This is a genomic window from Chryseobacterium indologenes (genome assembly GCF_002025665.1).
Lineage (GTDB): Bacteria > Bacteroidota > Bacteroidia > Flavobacteriales > Weeksellaceae > Chryseobacterium > Chryseobacterium metallicongregator.
On record NZ_CP018786.1, the window covers coordinates 3698413 to 3715442 of the forward strand.

Consider the following 17030-nt stretch of genomic DNA (forward strand, 5'->3'; position numbering starts at 1 on the left):
TGGGCTAAAGCCCACTCCTATTGAATATTTATTCTTATTTAAAATTTCATTATATCCTTCACTACTCCATTCTTTTGAGTGTATTTTAGTAATTCAGTTTCAATGAAAGTTTTGATCTGTTCTTCAGAACCATTACTTGGAAACAGAAGGTGAACATTCGCTCCGGCATCCAATGTAAAGAATAAAGGAAGTCCGGTTTCTCTTCTGAAATCCCAGATTTTATTGATGACTTCCAATGTTCCTGTTTTCATCAGGATAAAAGCCGGATCGCTCATCATCATCATTGCATGTAGCGTAAGTGCTTCATGCTCTACCAGCTTGATAAAGCTTTCCATGTCACCGCTTTTAAGGATTTCTTTCATCGGAACAAAGTTTTCCCTTGCTTCCTGGAATCTTCTTTCTGCATAAGGATTAGTATTCATCAAACCATGTCCGACCGTTGAAGAAACACTTTTCTGGCCTTCATGAATCAATAAAACCCAGTCATTAAAGTTTTTGAAGACTTCATGAATTTCAGTGTCGGGATATTGTACACCGAACAAATCTGAACTTCCTTCTACCACATCCGTTTTTCCCCATACAATAAGACCATTATATAAGCTTCGGCATGCACTTCCACTTCCTAATCTTGCTAAAAATGAGGCTTTTCTCAAAGATTCTTCTTCAGAAGTTTTTTCTGTAAAGGAAGTATCCAACGCCATCAGACATTTTGCAATAGCTCCAAATCCTGAAGCTGAGCTGGCAATACCGGAACTGTGTGGAAATGTATTTTCAGTTCTGATAATATATTTTCCTTTTAAAATCCATGGAAGGTATTGCTCTATATTTCTGAAATATTTTTCAATTTTTTCGGCAAATTTCACTTCTTCGTTTCCAGCCAGGAAAGTCTGTACTGAAAAAGTTTCATTGGCTATAAATTCCATTGAAGTATTGGTTTTACAATGGTTTAAAGTATAGCTGACACTTGGGTTTGCAGGAATCTGATCAGCATATTTTCCCCAGTATTTAATCAGGGCAATATTAGACGGACAGCTTTCTGAAACCGTTTGGGTATGAATGGTGAAATTTTCTTTTCCTATAAAATCTTGTGTCGTCATAGTTTAATTTAAATCATTATTTTGAACCACCCTGTCAAAAATTTTTTTGAATTTTCGCTAGCTCTCCAAGGAAGGGGAATTTTCACATCTTCAGTTGTAATTGATGTGAAAACAGGGGGTCAAAAAAATTTTAGTACATCTTCTCTATAATATCTGCATATTTTTTAATAACCACATTTCTTTTGACTTTCAGTGTAGGAGTTATTTCTCCTGTATTGATATCAAATTCTGCCGGCATTAAAGTAAATTTCTTCACTTTTTCATAGTCTGCCAGATGGTCCTGTAATTCTTTTATTTTTTCTTTGTAAAGATGAACTATCTTTTCATTTTTTACAGCCTCTTCCCAATTGGTAAAAGGAATATTATTCTTTTTGATATAATCCTGTAAAAATTCAAAATTAGGAACAATCAATGCTGAAACAAACTGTCTTCCTTCCGCAATCAGCATGATCTGCTGAATAAAATTATTGTTGGTCAAAAGGTTTTCAATTTGTTGTGGAGCGATATATTTTCCGTTGGAAGTTTTCATCAGGTCTTTGATTCTGTCTGTGATGATCAGGTTTCCTTTATCATCAAACTTTCCTGCATCACCGGTTTTGAACCATCCGTCTTCCGTGAATACTTTCTGGGTTTCTTCAGGTTTGTTATAATATCCTTTCATGATTCCGTTTCCTCTGGCCTGAATCTCATCGCTTTCTCCGATACGCATTTCTACTCCCGGAAGAGGTTTTCCACTCGTCCCATGTTCAAAATGAGTAAGAGGAAAAAGAGTTAATGTAGCAGTAGTTTCCGTTAATCCGTACCCAACCGTCACATGAATTCCTACCGATTCAAAGAAACGAGTCACTTCCGGTGACAATGATGCTCCACCACAAGGTAAGAACCAAAGTCTGCCACCCATTTTTTCTTTTATTTTACTGAAAACCAATCGGTCTGCTATAGCTTCTTTGAATTTTAATCCAAAAGGAACTGGTTGTTCATTTCTTCTTAATTCGGCAGTCTCCCATCCGGTTTTAAGCGCCCAGTCGAAGATTTTCTTCTTTAATGATGAACCTTCTTCTGCTTTTTCCAGAACTCCTGCATATACTTTCTGGAAAAATCTTGGTACCGCACACATCATAGTAGGTTTTACTTCTTCCAGTGCTTTGGCAACATTTTTCGGGTCTTCAAGGAAATACACGCGGGCACCACCATATAAGCATAATAAACTCCAGCTTCTTTCAAAAACATGGCTTAACGGTAAGAATGCCAGTGAGAGCTCTTCTTCAAAGTTTTTAAACTTAAAAAATTCAAAGTGTGAGTCGAATGCTTTGATGAAATTCCCATGGGTAAGCATTACTCCTTTTGGGATTCCGGTAGTTCCGGAGGTATAGATTAATGTAGCGATATCATCATTTTCTTTCTTACAGATTTCCAGCTCCGGTGAAGCTTTCGCAATGAAATCTTCAAGATAAAAACTGTTGAATTCTTTCTTGATCCATACTGCTTTTTTGGAAACAATAATCGTTTCCAGATGATTGTCTTCTTTATGTAAAAACTCAAGACAGGCATCGTACTGCATCTGATTTCCTACTAAAACTGCTTTAGCTCCGGAATCGTTGATGATATGTTCTGCCTGTTCAGCATTATTGGTTGAATAAATTGGTACTGTGACTGCACCGATAGCCATTGATGCCAGATCCATGATCATCCATTCTGATGAATTATCTGAATAAATTGCCACTCTGTCATTCTCCTGAACTCCGGATTCTTGTAAGGCATTGGCTGTTTTAAAAATAATTTCACTGAATTTTTTCCAGCTCAGCTCTTTCCAGGCCGCATCTTTCTTTTTAAATCCGATGGCCGCTTTTATAGGATGTTTTTCTACATTTTTAAGGATAATTGCCTCTGCAAGATTCATTTCTTCAGCTTTTTGTCGTTAATATAATTATTCAGGTGAAAGTCAATACTTTCTTTTACGGGAATAAACTGATAGTTCAGTTTTTCTTTGACTTTGTGATTGGAAATGGTGTTGAATGAAGAGATGGCCTCAATGTTTGATTTAGTGACCATTTTCAGTTTTGGAATCAGCCATCCGAATAGAGTGTTGGCTATTCTTCCGATATTGAGTACAGATTGGGAAAGAATTCTTGCATCTTTAAGCCCCAAGCGGGTTCTTACCTGTTTGGCAAGGTCTGCATATCTGTTATTTTCAGCAACAATAATAAAACGTTCTCCGAAAAGGTTATTTTCCATTAATCCGATAGCTGTATTGGCAACGTCTCTTACGTCAACATAGGCAGAACCTCCTGAAAAGGTAAAACTATTGTCTTCAAAGGTTGAGAAAAGTTCACCGCTGCTTTGACTCCAGTTTCCGCTTCCTACAATCATTCCAGGATTGATGATCACCACATTCAGGCCTTCTGCTGACGCTCTCCATACTTCCATTTCGGATAAATGCTTAGAAATCGCGTATGCAGAATGTTCCAGTTTCGGATTAAAGTCAGAATCCTCATCCAGTTCTCCTTTTTCATTAAAATTATCGAGAACAGCAACAGAACTTACGTGGAGAAATTTTTTAACTTCCGATCCTTCACAGGCAAACAATAGATTTTCTGTACCCTTGATATTGGTATGGTACATTTCTTTTTCATCTTTCGGATGAAAGCTTACTTTTGCAGCACAGTGATACACCTCATCTACGCCTTCCAGAGCCGTTTTCAAGGAATCATGATCGTCAAAATCTACGTTTACCCATTCAATTTTGTTGAAAAAATCGTCAGGATTCTCCGTATAAAAGCTATATGAATGCTTTACTTCGTTTAAATTACTGCCCGGTCGTTTGGAAGCACGTACGTTTTCCCCTCTTTTAAGAAGTTCCAGTACAATTATTCTTCCCAGAATTCCGGTAGCACCTGTTACAAAAATCATTAATTATTTTCTTGATTGCTGACTAAAATATAACAATATTTTCTATCCGGCAATTCTTCAGGTTTCTGTAAAAATTACCCCGAAAAAATGCTTTTGCAAATTTGCGATTTTTAAAGCATAATTCAAGTTAATTTAACCAATATTATCATTCACAGAACAACAAACCGGAAAATTTTAACAACATCAGGGTATTAAATTTAAAAGTCCTGAAAGAATTGACAACTTTCAGGACTTTTATGGTTAAAAAACACTTTGTTTTTAAGCCATTACTTCATTATTTCTTCTTGGAGCTTTATCGCAAAGAACATCTGCAATACTCTTTGAAATAAGGTTTCCTTCTGTAAGATTATCCAGCCAGAAGAATTCTCCTGCAGCATTGATCTCTATGAAGTAATATTCATCTTCAGGAGAAACAATCATGTCTATTGCTCCGTAATCAACATTATAAATATCAAGCAGTTCTAGGAGTTTTGCTTCCACATCTGCCGGAAGTTCTGTTCTGTTCCATTTATCGATAAGATTCACACCATCTTTTCTCCAGTCTACTTTAGCATCTTCAGACTGCTGAGAATCTATTTCGAATGCAAAAACATCTCTTCCCACAATGGTAATACGAAGTTCTTTTTTCTTTTGAATCATCTGCTGAAACTGCATTGGACAGTACAACAATGAATCCAGTTCTTCCAGTTTATCTTCGCCAACAACGTTCGTAAACACTACATTTTCTACTCCTTCTTCATAAATGGCAAAACCGGTCTGCATTTTGGCCACCACATTTTGATGTTTTACAATAAATTTCCTTGCTTCATCCGGATTATTGGTAAGACAGGTTGCAGGAATTGTCAGACCTAATTTATCTGCAATTTTCAATTGTTCTTCTTTACTGTCGAGTCTTCTGTACACACTTGGTTTACCTAAGGAATAGGCATCTACAGATTCGAAGAAACCGAAAAGGGTATTACGGATTTCTCCCATTGCGGCACCGTAAAATTTAGTATCCATTTCTTCTCGCAGACCTTTTCCTATGTTGTATGCTCTTCTGTACCAGATGGCTGAAATATCATCCAGTCTGTGTTTTGCTTCAGGGGTTTCAAGAATACTTACCCATTCTCCATCCTGGAAAATAGTGGATAGTTTGTTTTGTAATGGATAAACGTCTACATCAAAGCGAATGACTTCACAATTATTTTTTTCAATGTATTCTGTTACTTTTTCAATGGAAAAATTATCTGCGGTATGGGTAATTATTAAAATTTTATTCATGGAAATTGATTCTTTTGATAAGATTGTCGGCAATTCTTTCTGCAATGGGAAACCCCAGTTCTTTTTGCAGCATTCCCCATTCTCCCTGAGGATTGACTTCAAGGAAGTAATAAATACTGTCTCTTCCCTTGATCATATCGATCGCTCCTATATAAAGTCCCATTTCTTTCATCATGGAAGTGAGATTGGCTTTAACAGCATCAGGTAATTCATATGCTTCCCAGAAATAGCCATCACGGGCTACTCTCCAGTCTGCATTTTCACTGTTATTGATTTTTCCTGTGAAGAACTCACCATCTACATATACTATTCTTAATTCATATTCTTTGTCAATGTAGGGTTGAAAAATCATCGGACAGTAAGCAATATCTGAAAGGTGTTCTAAAGATTCTTCCTCAATAACTGTAGTGGAAATCATGTTTTCCCCTGACATTGTTTTGGCAGTAACTCCGTGAAGCTTCGCAATGGCTTTTCCCCGGCAGTATTGATAGAAAAATGTCGTTATTTTTTCTTCATCATTGGAAAAAATGGTTTTGGGAATGGTTAAGTTATTTCTTTGTGCTATTTTCAGCTGAAATATCTTATTTCCATCTATTTTTTTTTCATTTTCATAAGGGTTGATCCAGGGAATATGTTCTAAAGCAGTCATCAGATTATACCTCAGGCTTCCATATTCATTGAGAAAGATTTTTTCATAATCCAGATCCAGCTCTTCGGGAGCGCTGATCCTCCAGGCTTTTCTGTGCCATACGCCTTTTATAGTGTCAGAATGGATCGTATTTCCCGATTCATCCGTCAGTTCAAATGAATTTTCATGAATACTAATTTTCTGAAGGTGATTCAGACGATCGGAATTCAATCTGAAATAAGGAATATTTTGGGAGTTCAGATATTCGAAAAAAAGATCAATATTATAAAAATCCTGTGAATGGGTGATGCAGAGAATCATTTGCCGGTTGTATTAAAAAGGGAAACTTACTATTTAAGTTTCCCCTACTATTTTATTTAAAATTCTTTCTGATCTTACAATGGAAGAGTGATTGTATCATCATCACCATCAGAAGGATATTTCAGCGTGTGCATCATATCATCTTTTGGAGAAGTTACCGTATCTATTGTCGGTTTTGTGATCAAATCTCTTTCAGCAAGTGTAATGTCACTTCCTCCTTTTACCGTTTCCGGATCTTTAACCTGTTTTTCTAAGAATGATGCGAAAAACGGCTTCTTCTTTGAGTTGTTGCTTTCCATAATGTTTTAGTTTTGGTTTGATATATAATTTAGCTTAAGCTTTAGTATATTTCTATGCTTCTAAAACATCCTCATCACCGTCAGAAGGATATTTCATCGTTACATTGTCATTGTCAGGTTTTGTAACATTATCCTTAATAGGAGTAGTAATCTGATCCTGAAGAGATGTAGTAATCTGATCTGCCAATACAGAAGTAATACCCCCTCCTTTTACTGTTTCAGGGTCTTTAACCTGTTTTTCTAAGAATGATGCAAAAAATGGCTTCTTTTTTGAATTTTTGTTTTCCATAAGTTAATATTTTTATTGTTTTTTGAAAATCCAAAGTACAAAAAATTCAAATCATGGAGAAATAATATTACGTTTTAATAAAAATTTAACATAATATCGTAATTCAAAGAATAAAATTAATTCAAACCCAGAAACTCCTTAACTACATTTGCAAAATCGACAGGATTTTCCGCCTGTACCCAATGTCCTGCATTTTTTACCGTCACTATTTTAGCTTTAGGGAATTGCTGCTTGATTCCGAATTCGTCCTGTGGCAGGATATAATTGGATTTTGCCCCTGCTATAAACAAGGTTTCACCTTCAAAAACTCCGAATTTAATCGCATTGGAAACAAATTCAGTATATTTTTCAGATAAAGTATTAAGATTGAATCTCCAACCCAGTTTTTTATTGTCATCCCAATACAGGTTTTTCGTTAAAAACTGCACGGTAGATCTTTCCGGAATATATTGGTTCAAAACAGCTTCTACTTCATTTCTTGAAGATACTGTATCAAAGTCTACTGTTTCCAGCGCTTTGATAATTCCCTGATGATGTGGTGGATATGCTTTAGGTGAAATATCTACAACAATCAGTTTTTCAACACGTTCAGGATATTTTACAGCAAACTGCATTACTGCTTTTCCGCCTAAAGAATGCCCTAAAACATGTGCTTTCTGAATGCCATAATAATCCATATAACGGGCTATATCATCTGCCAGATCATCATGAGACATACTCTCTGAATGAAAGCTTCTTCCATGGTTTCTAAGATCGATCAAGTGTACCGGAAGATATTCTCCAAGATCTTTTCCGAAACTTCCCCAGTTGTCAAGCATTCCGAACAATCCGTGAAATACAAGAAGTGGCGTATTCGTTACATTTTCGCCGAATATTTTTGAATTTAAAATTTCCATATTTTTAGAAGTTAGATGTGAGAAATCAGAAGTTAGATAATATAAGAGATAAGAAACAAAGTTGTACTAACTTCTAGTATCTAGCTTCTAATTTCTTATTTATTACCATTTTGCCAGTCTCTTCAGATAAGCCTGAACAGTGTTTTCCAATCCCATGTAAAGTGCTTCTGAAACCAAAGCATGCCCAATAGATACTTCCAAAAGGTTGGGAATGGTATCTGCAAAGTACTTCAGATTTTCTAAACTCAGATCATGTCCGGCATTGATTCCCAATCCTAATTTGCTGGCTTCAACAGCCGTATCGTAATAAGGTTTTATGGCCTGTTCTTTATTGATAAGATAATTTTTTGCGTAAGCTTCGGTATACAGTTCAATTCTGTCTGCTCCTGTTTTAGCTGCATATTCTACAAGCTCAGGTAAAGGATCCAAGAAAACAGAAGTACGGATTCCTGCTTTTTTAAATTCAGCAATGATCTCTGTAAGGTAATCAAGATGTTTTTTGGTATCCCAACCTGCATTGGATGTAATAGCATCATCAGCATCCGGTACCAGAGTCACCTGTTCAGGCTTCACTTCCAATACCATGTCAATAAAATCCTGATGAGGATTTCCTTCAATATTAAACTCAGTCGTAACCAATGGCTTCAGATCATAGACATCTTTTCTTGTGATGTGTCTTTCATCAGGTCTTGGATGGATAGTAATCCCCTGTCCTCCGAATTCCTGAATTTTTACAGCAGCTTCTGTAACACTGGGGGTTTCACCTCCTCTTGCATTTCTTAACGTTGCAATTTTATTAATGTTTACGCTTAGTTTTGTCATTTTTTATTTTAGATGTTAGATATGAGATGTTAGAAGTCAGAAGCTTGGGGTTGGACTAAAATCCAGACTTTACACTTCTTTTGGTCTTCTAATTCGTTATCATTTAAAAGTTTATTATAAATTTATTTAAACGGGCTGAGCCTTCCAGCTTTATACTTTCACGCTTACCTGCATCACCTGAAGTTCAAATTCTTTTGAAGCCACCAATAAATGGTCAAAAATATCGGCCTGAATCTGCTCAAAACGCTCCCATTTGGAATCATTGGCAAAACAGTAAACCTCAAGAGGCAGCCCTTGTGGGGTAATCTCCAGCTGACGAACCATTCTGGTTCCGTTTTTATCTATATCAGGATCATTTTCAATATATTTCTGTGCATAATATCTGAAAACACCGATATTGGTAAGCTGTCTTCCATTCACGATTTTATCTTTATGTTCAAGGCTTTCTTTTTCTTTTTTGATCTCTGAAGCTCTTTCTTCGAGATAATCTGAAATTAAATTAATCTCCTTTAAACGCTCCACATCTTCGTCCGTCAGAAATTTAAAAGAATTGATGTTAAAGTAGATTGATTTTTTTATTCTCCTTGTATTGGATTCAGACATCACCTGCATATTTTTGATCTCAGTGGTCATCAGATCATAAGTGGGAATCGTTGAAACGGTTTTATCAAAATTGGTGATTTTGGTAGTCAGAAGATTGATTTCCGTAATATTTCCTTCGATGCTGTATTTAGGAATGCTTACCCAATCTCCTACTTTTAAATTTTTAGAAGTAGCTACATGCAGACCGGTTACAAACCCCAGAATAGTATCTCTGAAAACTAATACCAGCACCGCTGTAATGGCCCCAAGACTTCCTACAATAGTGGTTCCCTTGATTCCGAAAATCACACAAAGTCCTACTACAGTAAATATAAAAAGTCCTAAGATTTTTACGGTTTCTGAAATGGCATTCAGTGCCATTATTTTATAGAAATCCTGTTTGATGCTGAAATAATTTCTGAAAGCAGTCAATGATCTGTACAGCATTCCTGCTAACATGAGTACCAATCCCAGATTGATACATCGTATAATAAAAATGGTTGTTTTTGGCAATGCATTTTCCGGAAATATGGATCCCTGTATGCCGGCAACAGCAATCAAAGCTGCAAAATGTGCTACGGAGTTGGTGATTTTGGCCTGATAAATAGATTTTAAAATGGGAAACTTCTGTTCATTATGAAATAACCTGAAGACAGAATTAATGATGAATTTAAAAATAAAATCAGTAATAAAAAACAGGACAAGAAGTAAACTTAATTTTACAATAATATGGAAAACCCAGTCCAGCCCGGAAGGTGATATCTGGGTAATATAAATGTAAAGCTGTTCGCTCAGCTCCTGTATAAAGTTTTTAGTTTCTTGTAACTGGTCATTCATTACAGCAAATTTATGAAATTAAGAATCATCATTTTACTATTCATAATCAATTTTCATCCCAAAAAGCAGTAAACGAAAAATATTGTGAATCAATTTTTAAAATATCAAATCTTCGACAACCCTTAATTATAAATGAAAAATCAACTACAAATAATCAATTTAAGTAAAAAATATTAAAATAAATTACAATTTTAATGTTTTAATATTAAAAAATTATTACATTTGATTAAAACTAAACCCATCAAAACCAATTAAATATGAAACAAAATTACTTGTTCATCATGCTGTGTAGCCTTGTTCTGTTAGTAAACTGTAAAGGCGGTGATGACCCAATCAATCCCGAAGATTCCAAAACAATACCCACCGGAACAATAGAAGGTAAAGTATTTGCTAAAAACGGAACAAAACCTATTGGCGGGGCTATTGTATTCACTATTGACAGTAAAAATCAGGTTTACCATACCTATTCCAATGCTGACGGAACATTCAGCCTAACGGCACCTGAAGGAAACTCTACCCTTCACATTCAGACAGGGAATGGTTTAAACTTCAGAACAGAAGTTCCTGTTACCGTTAAAAAAAATGAAACCACCAGTGTGGCCGACAAAGATTCAAAACTGAATCAGATTGCAAAAATAGCTTATGTAGAAGGCAGTTATGACGAAATAGAAAGTATAATTACAAGTCTTGGTTATACAGCAACCGAAATTAGCTATCAGGATTTAAAAAATTTCAACACCATTTCTCAGTACGATATTATTTTTCTGAACTGCGGTTCCCGTAACTTCACTTACTCAGGAACCAACACACCGAGTAACGACCTTTCCATTTTCAGTAATCTCTCTACTTTTATCACGAATGGCGGAAGCATTTATACTTCAGACTGGGCAGCTGCCTATCTGGTAGGTGGAGATAAAAATGCTCCGTACTGTGGTGTTTATGGAGGTTTTCTGGATCTTACAAAGATATGCTTTAATACCAATGGTAATAGTGCAATGTATAACAACTGCAGCGTTTCCAATGCTGCTATGGCTTCAGCAATAGGATTTAGCACATTAGATATTCAGTATGATCAGCCTTTGTGGCAAAAAATCCAGCATTATGATCCTTCGTTCTGGGAAGTATTGGTACAGAAAGGTAATGAACCATTGATGATAAGAACCAATAAGTACGTCAATACAACAGCTCCTAAAACACCTGTGGGGACATCGCTAAACAATAATCAGATGACCATCTGCCATCAAACGGCAAATGGCAACAATATTACCATTACCATTAATCAGAATGCATGGAACGCTCACCAGGCGCATGGTGATTATGTAGGATCATGCTCAGCAACTACCAGCAGCGGAAATATCTACTATACCACATTCCATAACCACGCCAGTGGAAATATTGGTAAATCAGGACCGATTCTGGAATACGTAATCTTAAATTTGTAATAAAATTTTATAACTCAGTTCTCAAAGTGGTCTTTTATAAGGCCACTTTTTTTATATTGCATGTATATTTTTTTAAAAGAATGGATACAACGATTATTAATATTTTCTGCCTTATTCTCTTATTTATCGGGATATTGGGAACATTTCTTCCTGTATTACCCGGGCTTTTGCTGAGTATCTGCGGACTGCTGATCTATAAATTCGGGACGGATGCTGATCTTTCCATGATTTATGTCTGGGCATTCGGAATTCTTACACTTGCTTCTGTAGTGTTAAGTTATGTAATTCCGGCAAAGACCAACAGAAAATATGGAGGCACGCGTTGGGGAAGTATCGGTTCTGTCATTGGAACTATTGTTGGGATATTTATTCCGATCCCGTTGGGATTTCTGATAGGAATGTTTGCAGGGGTATTTATTGGTGAATTACTTCACGACAGTAAGGATATGAATAAAGCCTTACGATCCACTAAAGGAGCGCTGATTGGATTCATTTATGGAACCGGATTCAGTTTTGTGGTAGGAGTGGCAATGTTTTTGGTAGTATTACTTAATATGTTTAACGTCATTTAATTAAATATAAGAAACTATGTTCCATAAAATTGTCATACTCAGTCTGGGAATATTTGCATTAACAGGATGCGATGCCCAAAAGAAATCCAGAATTAATACAAAAGCTACTGAAATGTCCACAGGTACAAAAACAACAAGCTCTGATCATCAGAAAGACGGTGTTATTTATCTGACTGAAGGAGAAAATAAGTTTTTACGAGAATACCAGATGAATGTGACATTCAAAGGAGTTTCTGAAGACAGCCGTTGTCCGGAAGGAGCTCAATGTATATGGGCGGGTGTTGCTCTTGCTCAGGTGGAAGTAATGGGAACATCTACCCGACCGATGACTCTGAACCTAGCCAGTGCAGATTACCCGGCAAGAAATTATCACCAGTCGACAGAATTCAACGGATATACTATCACATTACAGGACATTGCTCCTTATCCAAAATCACAGGATGGAACAAAAGCATTAGCCGGAAAATATAAAATCGGAATTAGGATAAAAAAAGCAGATCAATCTGCTGATTCTACCAGGAAATAGGATTCTTCCCTTTGGAAACAAGATATTCATTAATTTTTGAGAAAGGCTTGCTTCCAAAAAAACCTCTGTAAACAGAAAAAGGAGAAGGGTGTGCCGATTTAATAATAAAATGTTTAGCCGGATCTATAAGTTCGGCTTTTTTTTGTGCAAAAGCACCCCATAAAACAAAAACTACATTCTCTTTTTTATCTGAAATTTCCTTAATAATGAAGTTGGTGAATTTTTCCCAGCCAAGGTCTTTATGAGAATTAGGTGTATGTGCACGAACCGTTAGCGTAGCATTCAGCAATAAAACGCCCTGCTTTCCCCAGTCATCAAGCTCTTTAGAGGTTCTTACCACTCCCAGATCATCTTTTAATTCAATAAAAATATTCTTAAGTGACGGTGGTGCTGCCACCTGCTCAGATACAGAAAAACATAATCCGTTCGCCTGATAGTCATTATGGTAAGGATCCTGGCCAATAATCACAACTTCCACATCATCAAAAGCCGTAAGCTCCAATGCTCTGAAAATCTGATTTTTTGGTGGAAAAACTTTGGTTGTTGCATATTCATTCTTCACTTTCTCCCAAAGGGTGGTAAAGTATTCCGTACTTTTTATCGGGGCTAAAATTTCTGTCCAGGTCATAGTGCAAAAATAATAATATTAAAATAAGAGCTTCAGTTATACCTTAAATATCTTCACTTTTCTTTCTATCAGCATATATGAAAAATAGGACAGCAATAATGAAAGGGAAATTAATAACAGATTATTAAGATGATAGGAATTCACAATAACGAAATTCTGTTTCTTCACCATATAATGGATAATGTATAACGAGTAGGAAATATTTCCTAAAAAATATACGGCCTTTGTTTCTAAAAATGTTTTTAGATAGTTAGGCTTTCCTTCATACAGATATTTGATCATCAATGCTGATAATAAAGGGATAAACAAGATCCCTTTTTCAATAAATAACATGAACATAAACAATATGAGAATGATATAAATAATCAGGTTTTCTTTCTTCATTTTAAATGCTGGTAAAAGGGCAACTCCAATCCCAAGGAAATAGGAAGAAATTGTTCTCAGAAGAGAAACCAGTCCATAAGGAAGATCAAGATATCTTGGTGATTCCCCTACTTGCATTGGATGTTCAGAACCTATATATAAATGATCGGGAATATAAGGTAGCACAAACCTCAAAACCAAACTGGCAATAATTAAAATTTCGCTGCGTATTTTATAATGCAGGACAAGCCATAGCATAAAAGGGAATATTAAGTAACAAACCCATTCTGTACTTAGCGACCAATAGACTACATTCAGCAGATAATCAGGATCAAAAAAACATTGTAATAATGTAGCATTAATCAGAAATCCCGCTATAGAAGTCTTCACCAAAAACAATGCAATAAAAATAACCGATACAATGTATACAGGATAAATTCTATTGATTCTTTTTTTATAAAAAACCTCTATTATTTTATAATTCAGATTCTTAAGCTTCCCGGAATAAGAAACCGTAAGCAAAAAAGCACTTAATACAAAAAAAATATCAACCGCTACATACCCCTTTCCTACTATATCCTGAATGAATTCATTCCTGAAAAAACTAAAATGAAAAAACGCTACCCATAATGCAACAATCCCTCTAAGTCCCGTTAAAGATTTTATTTCATTTTTCATATGTAATTTCAATCGGCGATAAAGATAGAGAAAAACCTATTAGATTTCATAGAAACCGCCAGAGACTCTTTGTAGGCGAAAAATAATATTATCCGGAAAACCTTCATCCTGCTTCCCTTCTTCCAAAATAAAATGATGTTTTAAAAGAAGTCCCTTCGAGTTTTCATTGAACTTATGGGTGATCGCCAGAATTTCCTCTACCTTCAATTCATTAAACCCAAAATCTAAAACAGCTTTCAAAGCTTCAGACATAATGCCCTGCCTGTGATATTCGGGTAAGAGTTCATAACCAACTTCTGCTGTTTTCCGGTCTTCAGAAAAATTCCAAAGGCAGATCGTTCCGATAAGATTCGGCTGATCTTTTAAAGAAATTCCTAAATAAACAGTTTGGTTATTGTGAGTTCTTTCTTTAATGGTTAAAATAAACTGAAGGGCATCATAATTATTTTTGGGCGATTTTCTTAAAACGAACTGATTGATCACTTCATTGCTTCGAATCCGTAAAATATCCTCAACGTGGCTTTCGTTGATATCTCTCAGTAATAATCTTTGGGTTTCCAGTTTCACATTTCAAATGTAATAAAAGAATATCATCTTATTTTTAACATTCCCATCTTTTTCAGAAAAAAGTAACACCATAAAGTTCAAATTCACAGGTAATTTATTCTGTAAATCTCTCAGATATACGTAATAATCAAAATTCTCACTAAATTTGCACTGTGTATATAGATAAAGAAGATTTAGACGAATTAGAGTTTCCGCAATTGCTCGCGGAAATCTCCCCATTTGCGTACTCTCCGAAAACAAGAGAAAAAATTCTTCAACTTCGTCCGATGGAAATTGACGAGGCGGAACTTTCATTAAAAAAAACTTCGGAATATCTGTCGAGTTTTGAAAGTTCAAATGCGATTCCGTTTGATGAATATGAAGATATTGAAAGTGAGCTGAAATTGATGCTGATTGAGAACTACCGTCTGGAAAATGCTGCTTTCATCAAAATAAAAACCATCACGGAACAGATCGGAAGACTTCAGAAATTCTTCCCTACCATGCCGGAAACGTTTCCTAATTTATTAGAAGAAGTTTCTGTACTGGAATTCAGAAAAGAGATCATCGAGAAGGTAGATAAGGTTTTTAACCGTTTTGGTGAGGTAAAAAATGAAGCTTCTCCAGCTTTGAAAGGCATAAGAACTGAAATTCAGCTTGCTAAAAAAGCAATTCAGGAAAATTTCAACCGTGCCCTTACCACGTATGGACAGAGTGACTTTCTGGATGATATTCGGGAAACAATTATTGATGACCAAAGGGTTCTGGCTGTAAAATCAGGATTCAAAAAAAGGGTTGCCGGAAGAACATTAGGAATTTCCAAGACAGGTTCCATTACTTACATTCAGCCGGATAGTGTTGTGAAGCATTATTTCAAACTCCGTGAAAATGAAGAGGAAGAGAAAAAAGAAATTGACAAAGTTCTCCGTAAACTGACTGCAGAACTGGCAGAATTTCAACCTCAGCTGTGGAGATATCAGATTTATATTTTTGACCTTGACCTTGTAAGAGCCAAAGCAAAGTTTGGTGAATTGATCAACGGAGTTCTTCCGAAAATCAACCATCATAAAACACTGAGATTAAAAGATGCTTATCATCCTCTTTTATGGTTAAGAAACAAAGTTGAGAATAAAATCATTCACCCTCAAACCCTAACTTTAACAGATCATAACAGGATTATCTGTATTTCCGGTCCAAATGCCGGTGGAAAATCAATTACCCTGAAAACAGTTGGACTATTGCAGCTGATGATTCAGAGTGGTATTCTGGTTCCGGTTCACCCTAAGTCTGAAATGTTTTTCTTTGAGAAAATTATGACTGATATTGGGGATAATCAATCCATTGAAAACCATTTATCAACCTACTCATCAAGATTGAAGAAAATGTCCGGAATTATCCGTGAGGCTGATGCCAATACTCTTTTATTGATTGATGAATTCGGTACGGGTTCTGATCCTGAGCTTGGAGGTGCGCTGGCAGAAAGTTTCATGGAGTTTTTCTATGACAAAAAGAGTTTTGCCATCATTACCACTCACTATACCAATATTAAACTGGTAATAGAACAGCTTCCCAATGCCCAGAATGCAGCCATGCTCTTCAATGAAGAAACATTGGAACCGATGTATAAACTGGAAGTAGGACAGGCAGGAAGTTCATTTACTTTTGAAGTTGCGGAAAAGAATAAGATTCCAAGGTTCATTATCCATTCTGCCAAGAAAAAAGTAGAACATGATATTGTTAATCTTGACAAAACGATTGTAAAACTGCAGCAGGAAAAATTTGAGGTTGAAAAACTGAAATCTGATCTTGCAGAGAGGAAAGAATCTGTAGAAGATAAACGTGATAATCTTCAGAAACTGAATGAGCAGCTTCAGCAGAAACTGTTCAATTTCCAGAAGTTGTATGAGGAAGAACACCGTAAACTACAGTTCGGGAATAAGATTGAAACATTCATCGACAGCTATACCAAAGGAAAATCCAGAAAGGATGTTGTAAAAGATTTTGTAAAACTTCTTGAACAGGAGAAATTCAGAAAACTGGGTAGTGATAAGGATGAAACTAAACGTCTGCAGGTGGTTAAAAGAAAAATCACTCAACAGCTGAAAAAGGAGGATGTTATTGAAAAAATTGCTGAAACCAATGAAAAACTGGAAGAGAAACGTAAAACCGACCGTGCAGTGTGGATGAAAATCGGGCAACGTGTTCGTATTACAGGAAGCACCAGTGTAGGAACCATTGAAAAAATTTCCAGAAATAAAGTGATTGTCAATTACGGAACTTTCAAGACTACGATTGATGCGGATGAACTTGAAAGAATTTAATGAATAACAA

The 17030-nt window shown here is 35.8% G+C and carries 17 protein-coding genes; 4 read left to right on the forward strand and 13 right to left on the reverse strand.

Features of this window, described 5'->3' with window-relative positions:
* Positions 1-38: 38 nt before the first annotated feature.
* The 10 genes from BUE84_RS16775 to BUE84_RS16820 all read right to left on the reverse strand — a co-directional run bounded on the left by BUE84_RS16775 (position 39) and on the right by BUE84_RS16820 (position 9944).
* Complete coding sequence (locus tag BUE84_RS16775) at positions 39-1097, reverse strand: diphosphomevalonate/mevalonate 3,5-bisphosphate decarboxylase family protein (protein ID WP_079242681.1); 1059 nt, start codon at positions 1095-1097, stop codon at positions 39-41.
* A 130-nt stretch (positions 1098-1227) separates the two neighbouring features.
* On the reverse strand, positions 1228-2997 hold the full coding sequence (locus tag BUE84_RS16780; protein WP_079242682.1) for an AMP-dependent synthetase/ligase: 1770 nt from the start codon (positions 2995-2997) through the stop codon (positions 1228-1230).
* The gene (locus BUE84_RS16785) at positions 2994-4007 is read right to left on the reverse strand and encodes an NAD-dependent epimerase/dehydratase family protein (RefSeq protein WP_079242683.1); all 1014 of its coding nucleotides are present in this window, start codon (positions 4005-4007) and stop codon (positions 2994-2996) included. The genes BUE84_RS16780 and BUE84_RS16785 overlap by 4 nt, the downstream gene beginning before the upstream one ends.
* 258 nt (positions 4008-4265) lie before the next feature.
* A complete protein-coding gene (locus tag BUE84_RS16790) occupies positions 4266-5270 on the reverse strand; it encodes an MvdD family ATP-grasp ribosomal peptide maturase (RefSeq protein ID WP_079242684.1) in 1005 nt (334 codons plus the stop codon).
* Positions 5263-6219: an MvdC family ATP-grasp ribosomal peptide maturase gene (locus BUE84_RS16795; RefSeq protein WP_079242685.1), complete on the reverse strand. Its 957-nt coding sequence runs from the start codon at positions 6217-6219 to the stop codon at positions 5263-5265. The genes BUE84_RS16790 and BUE84_RS16795 overlap by 8 nt, the downstream gene beginning before the upstream one ends.
* A 74-nt stretch (positions 6220-6293) precedes the next feature.
* Positions 6294-6518 (reverse strand): microviridin/marinostatin family tricyclic proteinase inhibitor, encoded by a 225-nt coding sequence (locus tag BUE84_RS16800; RefSeq protein WP_079242686.1) that lies wholly within the window; start codon positions 6516-6518, stop codon positions 6294-6296.
* A 52-nt stretch (positions 6519-6570) separates the two neighbouring features.
* The gene (locus BUE84_RS16805; protein WP_034699857.1) at positions 6571-6807 is read right to left on the reverse strand and encodes a microviridin/marinostatin family tricyclic proteinase inhibitor; all 237 of its coding nucleotides are present in this window, start codon (positions 6805-6807) and stop codon (positions 6571-6573) included.
* A 116-nt stretch (positions 6808-6923) separates the two neighbouring features.
* On the reverse strand, positions 6924-7703 hold the full coding sequence (locus BUE84_RS16810; RefSeq protein WP_079242687.1) for an alpha/beta fold hydrolase: 780 nt from the start codon (positions 7701-7703) through the stop codon (positions 6924-6926).
* Between the two features lie 102 nt (positions 7704-7805).
* Positions 7806-8525, reverse strand: coding sequence for a pyridoxine 5'-phosphate synthase (locus BUE84_RS16815; RefSeq protein ID WP_079242688.1), 720 nt, complete (start codon positions 8523-8525; stop codon positions 7806-7808).
* A 150-nt stretch (positions 8526-8675) separates the two neighbouring features.
* Positions 8676-9944 (reverse strand): mechanosensitive ion channel family protein, encoded by a 1269-nt coding sequence (locus BUE84_RS16820; protein WP_079242689.1) that lies wholly within the window; start codon positions 9942-9944, stop codon positions 8676-8678.
* Between the two features lie 257 nt (positions 9945-10201).
* Between BUE84_RS16820 and BUE84_RS16825 the strand changes: the two genes are divergently transcribed.
* The 3 genes from BUE84_RS16825 (at position 10202) to BUE84_RS16835 (ending at position 12484) form a co-directional block, all read left to right on the forward strand.
* Positions 10202-11386, forward strand: a complete 1185-nt coding sequence (locus BUE84_RS16825) for a carboxypeptidase-like regulatory domain-containing protein (protein ID WP_238594279.1) — start codon at positions 10202-10204, stop codon at positions 11384-11386.
* Between the two features lie 80 nt (positions 11387-11466).
* Complete coding sequence (locus BUE84_RS16830; protein WP_079242690.1) at positions 11467-11958, forward strand: DUF456 domain-containing protein; 492 nt, start codon at positions 11467-11469, stop codon at positions 11956-11958.
* 16 nt (positions 11959-11974) lie between these two features.
* Positions 11975-12484, forward strand: a complete 510-nt coding sequence (locus tag BUE84_RS16835) for a hypothetical protein (RefSeq protein WP_079242691.1) — start codon at positions 11975-11977, stop codon at positions 12482-12484.
* Here the strand turns inward: BUE84_RS16835 and BUE84_RS16840 are convergent.
* The 3 genes from BUE84_RS16840 to BUE84_RS16850 are packed head-to-tail and all read right to left on the reverse strand — an operon-like array spanning position 12471 to position 14720.
* Positions 12471-13112 (reverse strand): uracil-DNA glycosylase, encoded by a 642-nt coding sequence (locus BUE84_RS16840; RefSeq protein ID WP_079242692.1) that lies wholly within the window; start codon positions 13110-13112, stop codon positions 12471-12473. The genes BUE84_RS16835 and BUE84_RS16840 overlap by 14 nt on opposite strands.
* Before the next feature lie 36 nt (positions 13113-13148).
* Entirely contained in the window at positions 13149-14153 is a 1005-nt protein-coding gene (locus BUE84_RS16845; RefSeq protein ID WP_079242693.1) for an acyltransferase family protein, read from the reverse strand.
* A 39-nt stretch (positions 14154-14192) separates the two neighbouring features.
* The gene (locus BUE84_RS16850; protein WP_079242694.1) at positions 14193-14720 is read right to left on the reverse strand and encodes a GNAT family N-acetyltransferase; all 528 of its coding nucleotides are present in this window, start codon (positions 14718-14720) and stop codon (positions 14193-14195) included.
* A 152-nt stretch (positions 14721-14872) separates the two neighbouring features.
* On the opposite strand from BUE84_RS16850, the gene BUE84_RS16855 reads away from it, so the two are divergent.
* Positions 14873-17020, forward strand: coding sequence for an endonuclease MutS2 (locus BUE84_RS16855; RefSeq protein WP_079242695.1), 2148 nt, complete (start codon positions 14873-14875; stop codon positions 17018-17020).
* The last annotated feature ends 10 nt before the right edge of the window (positions 17021-17030 follow it).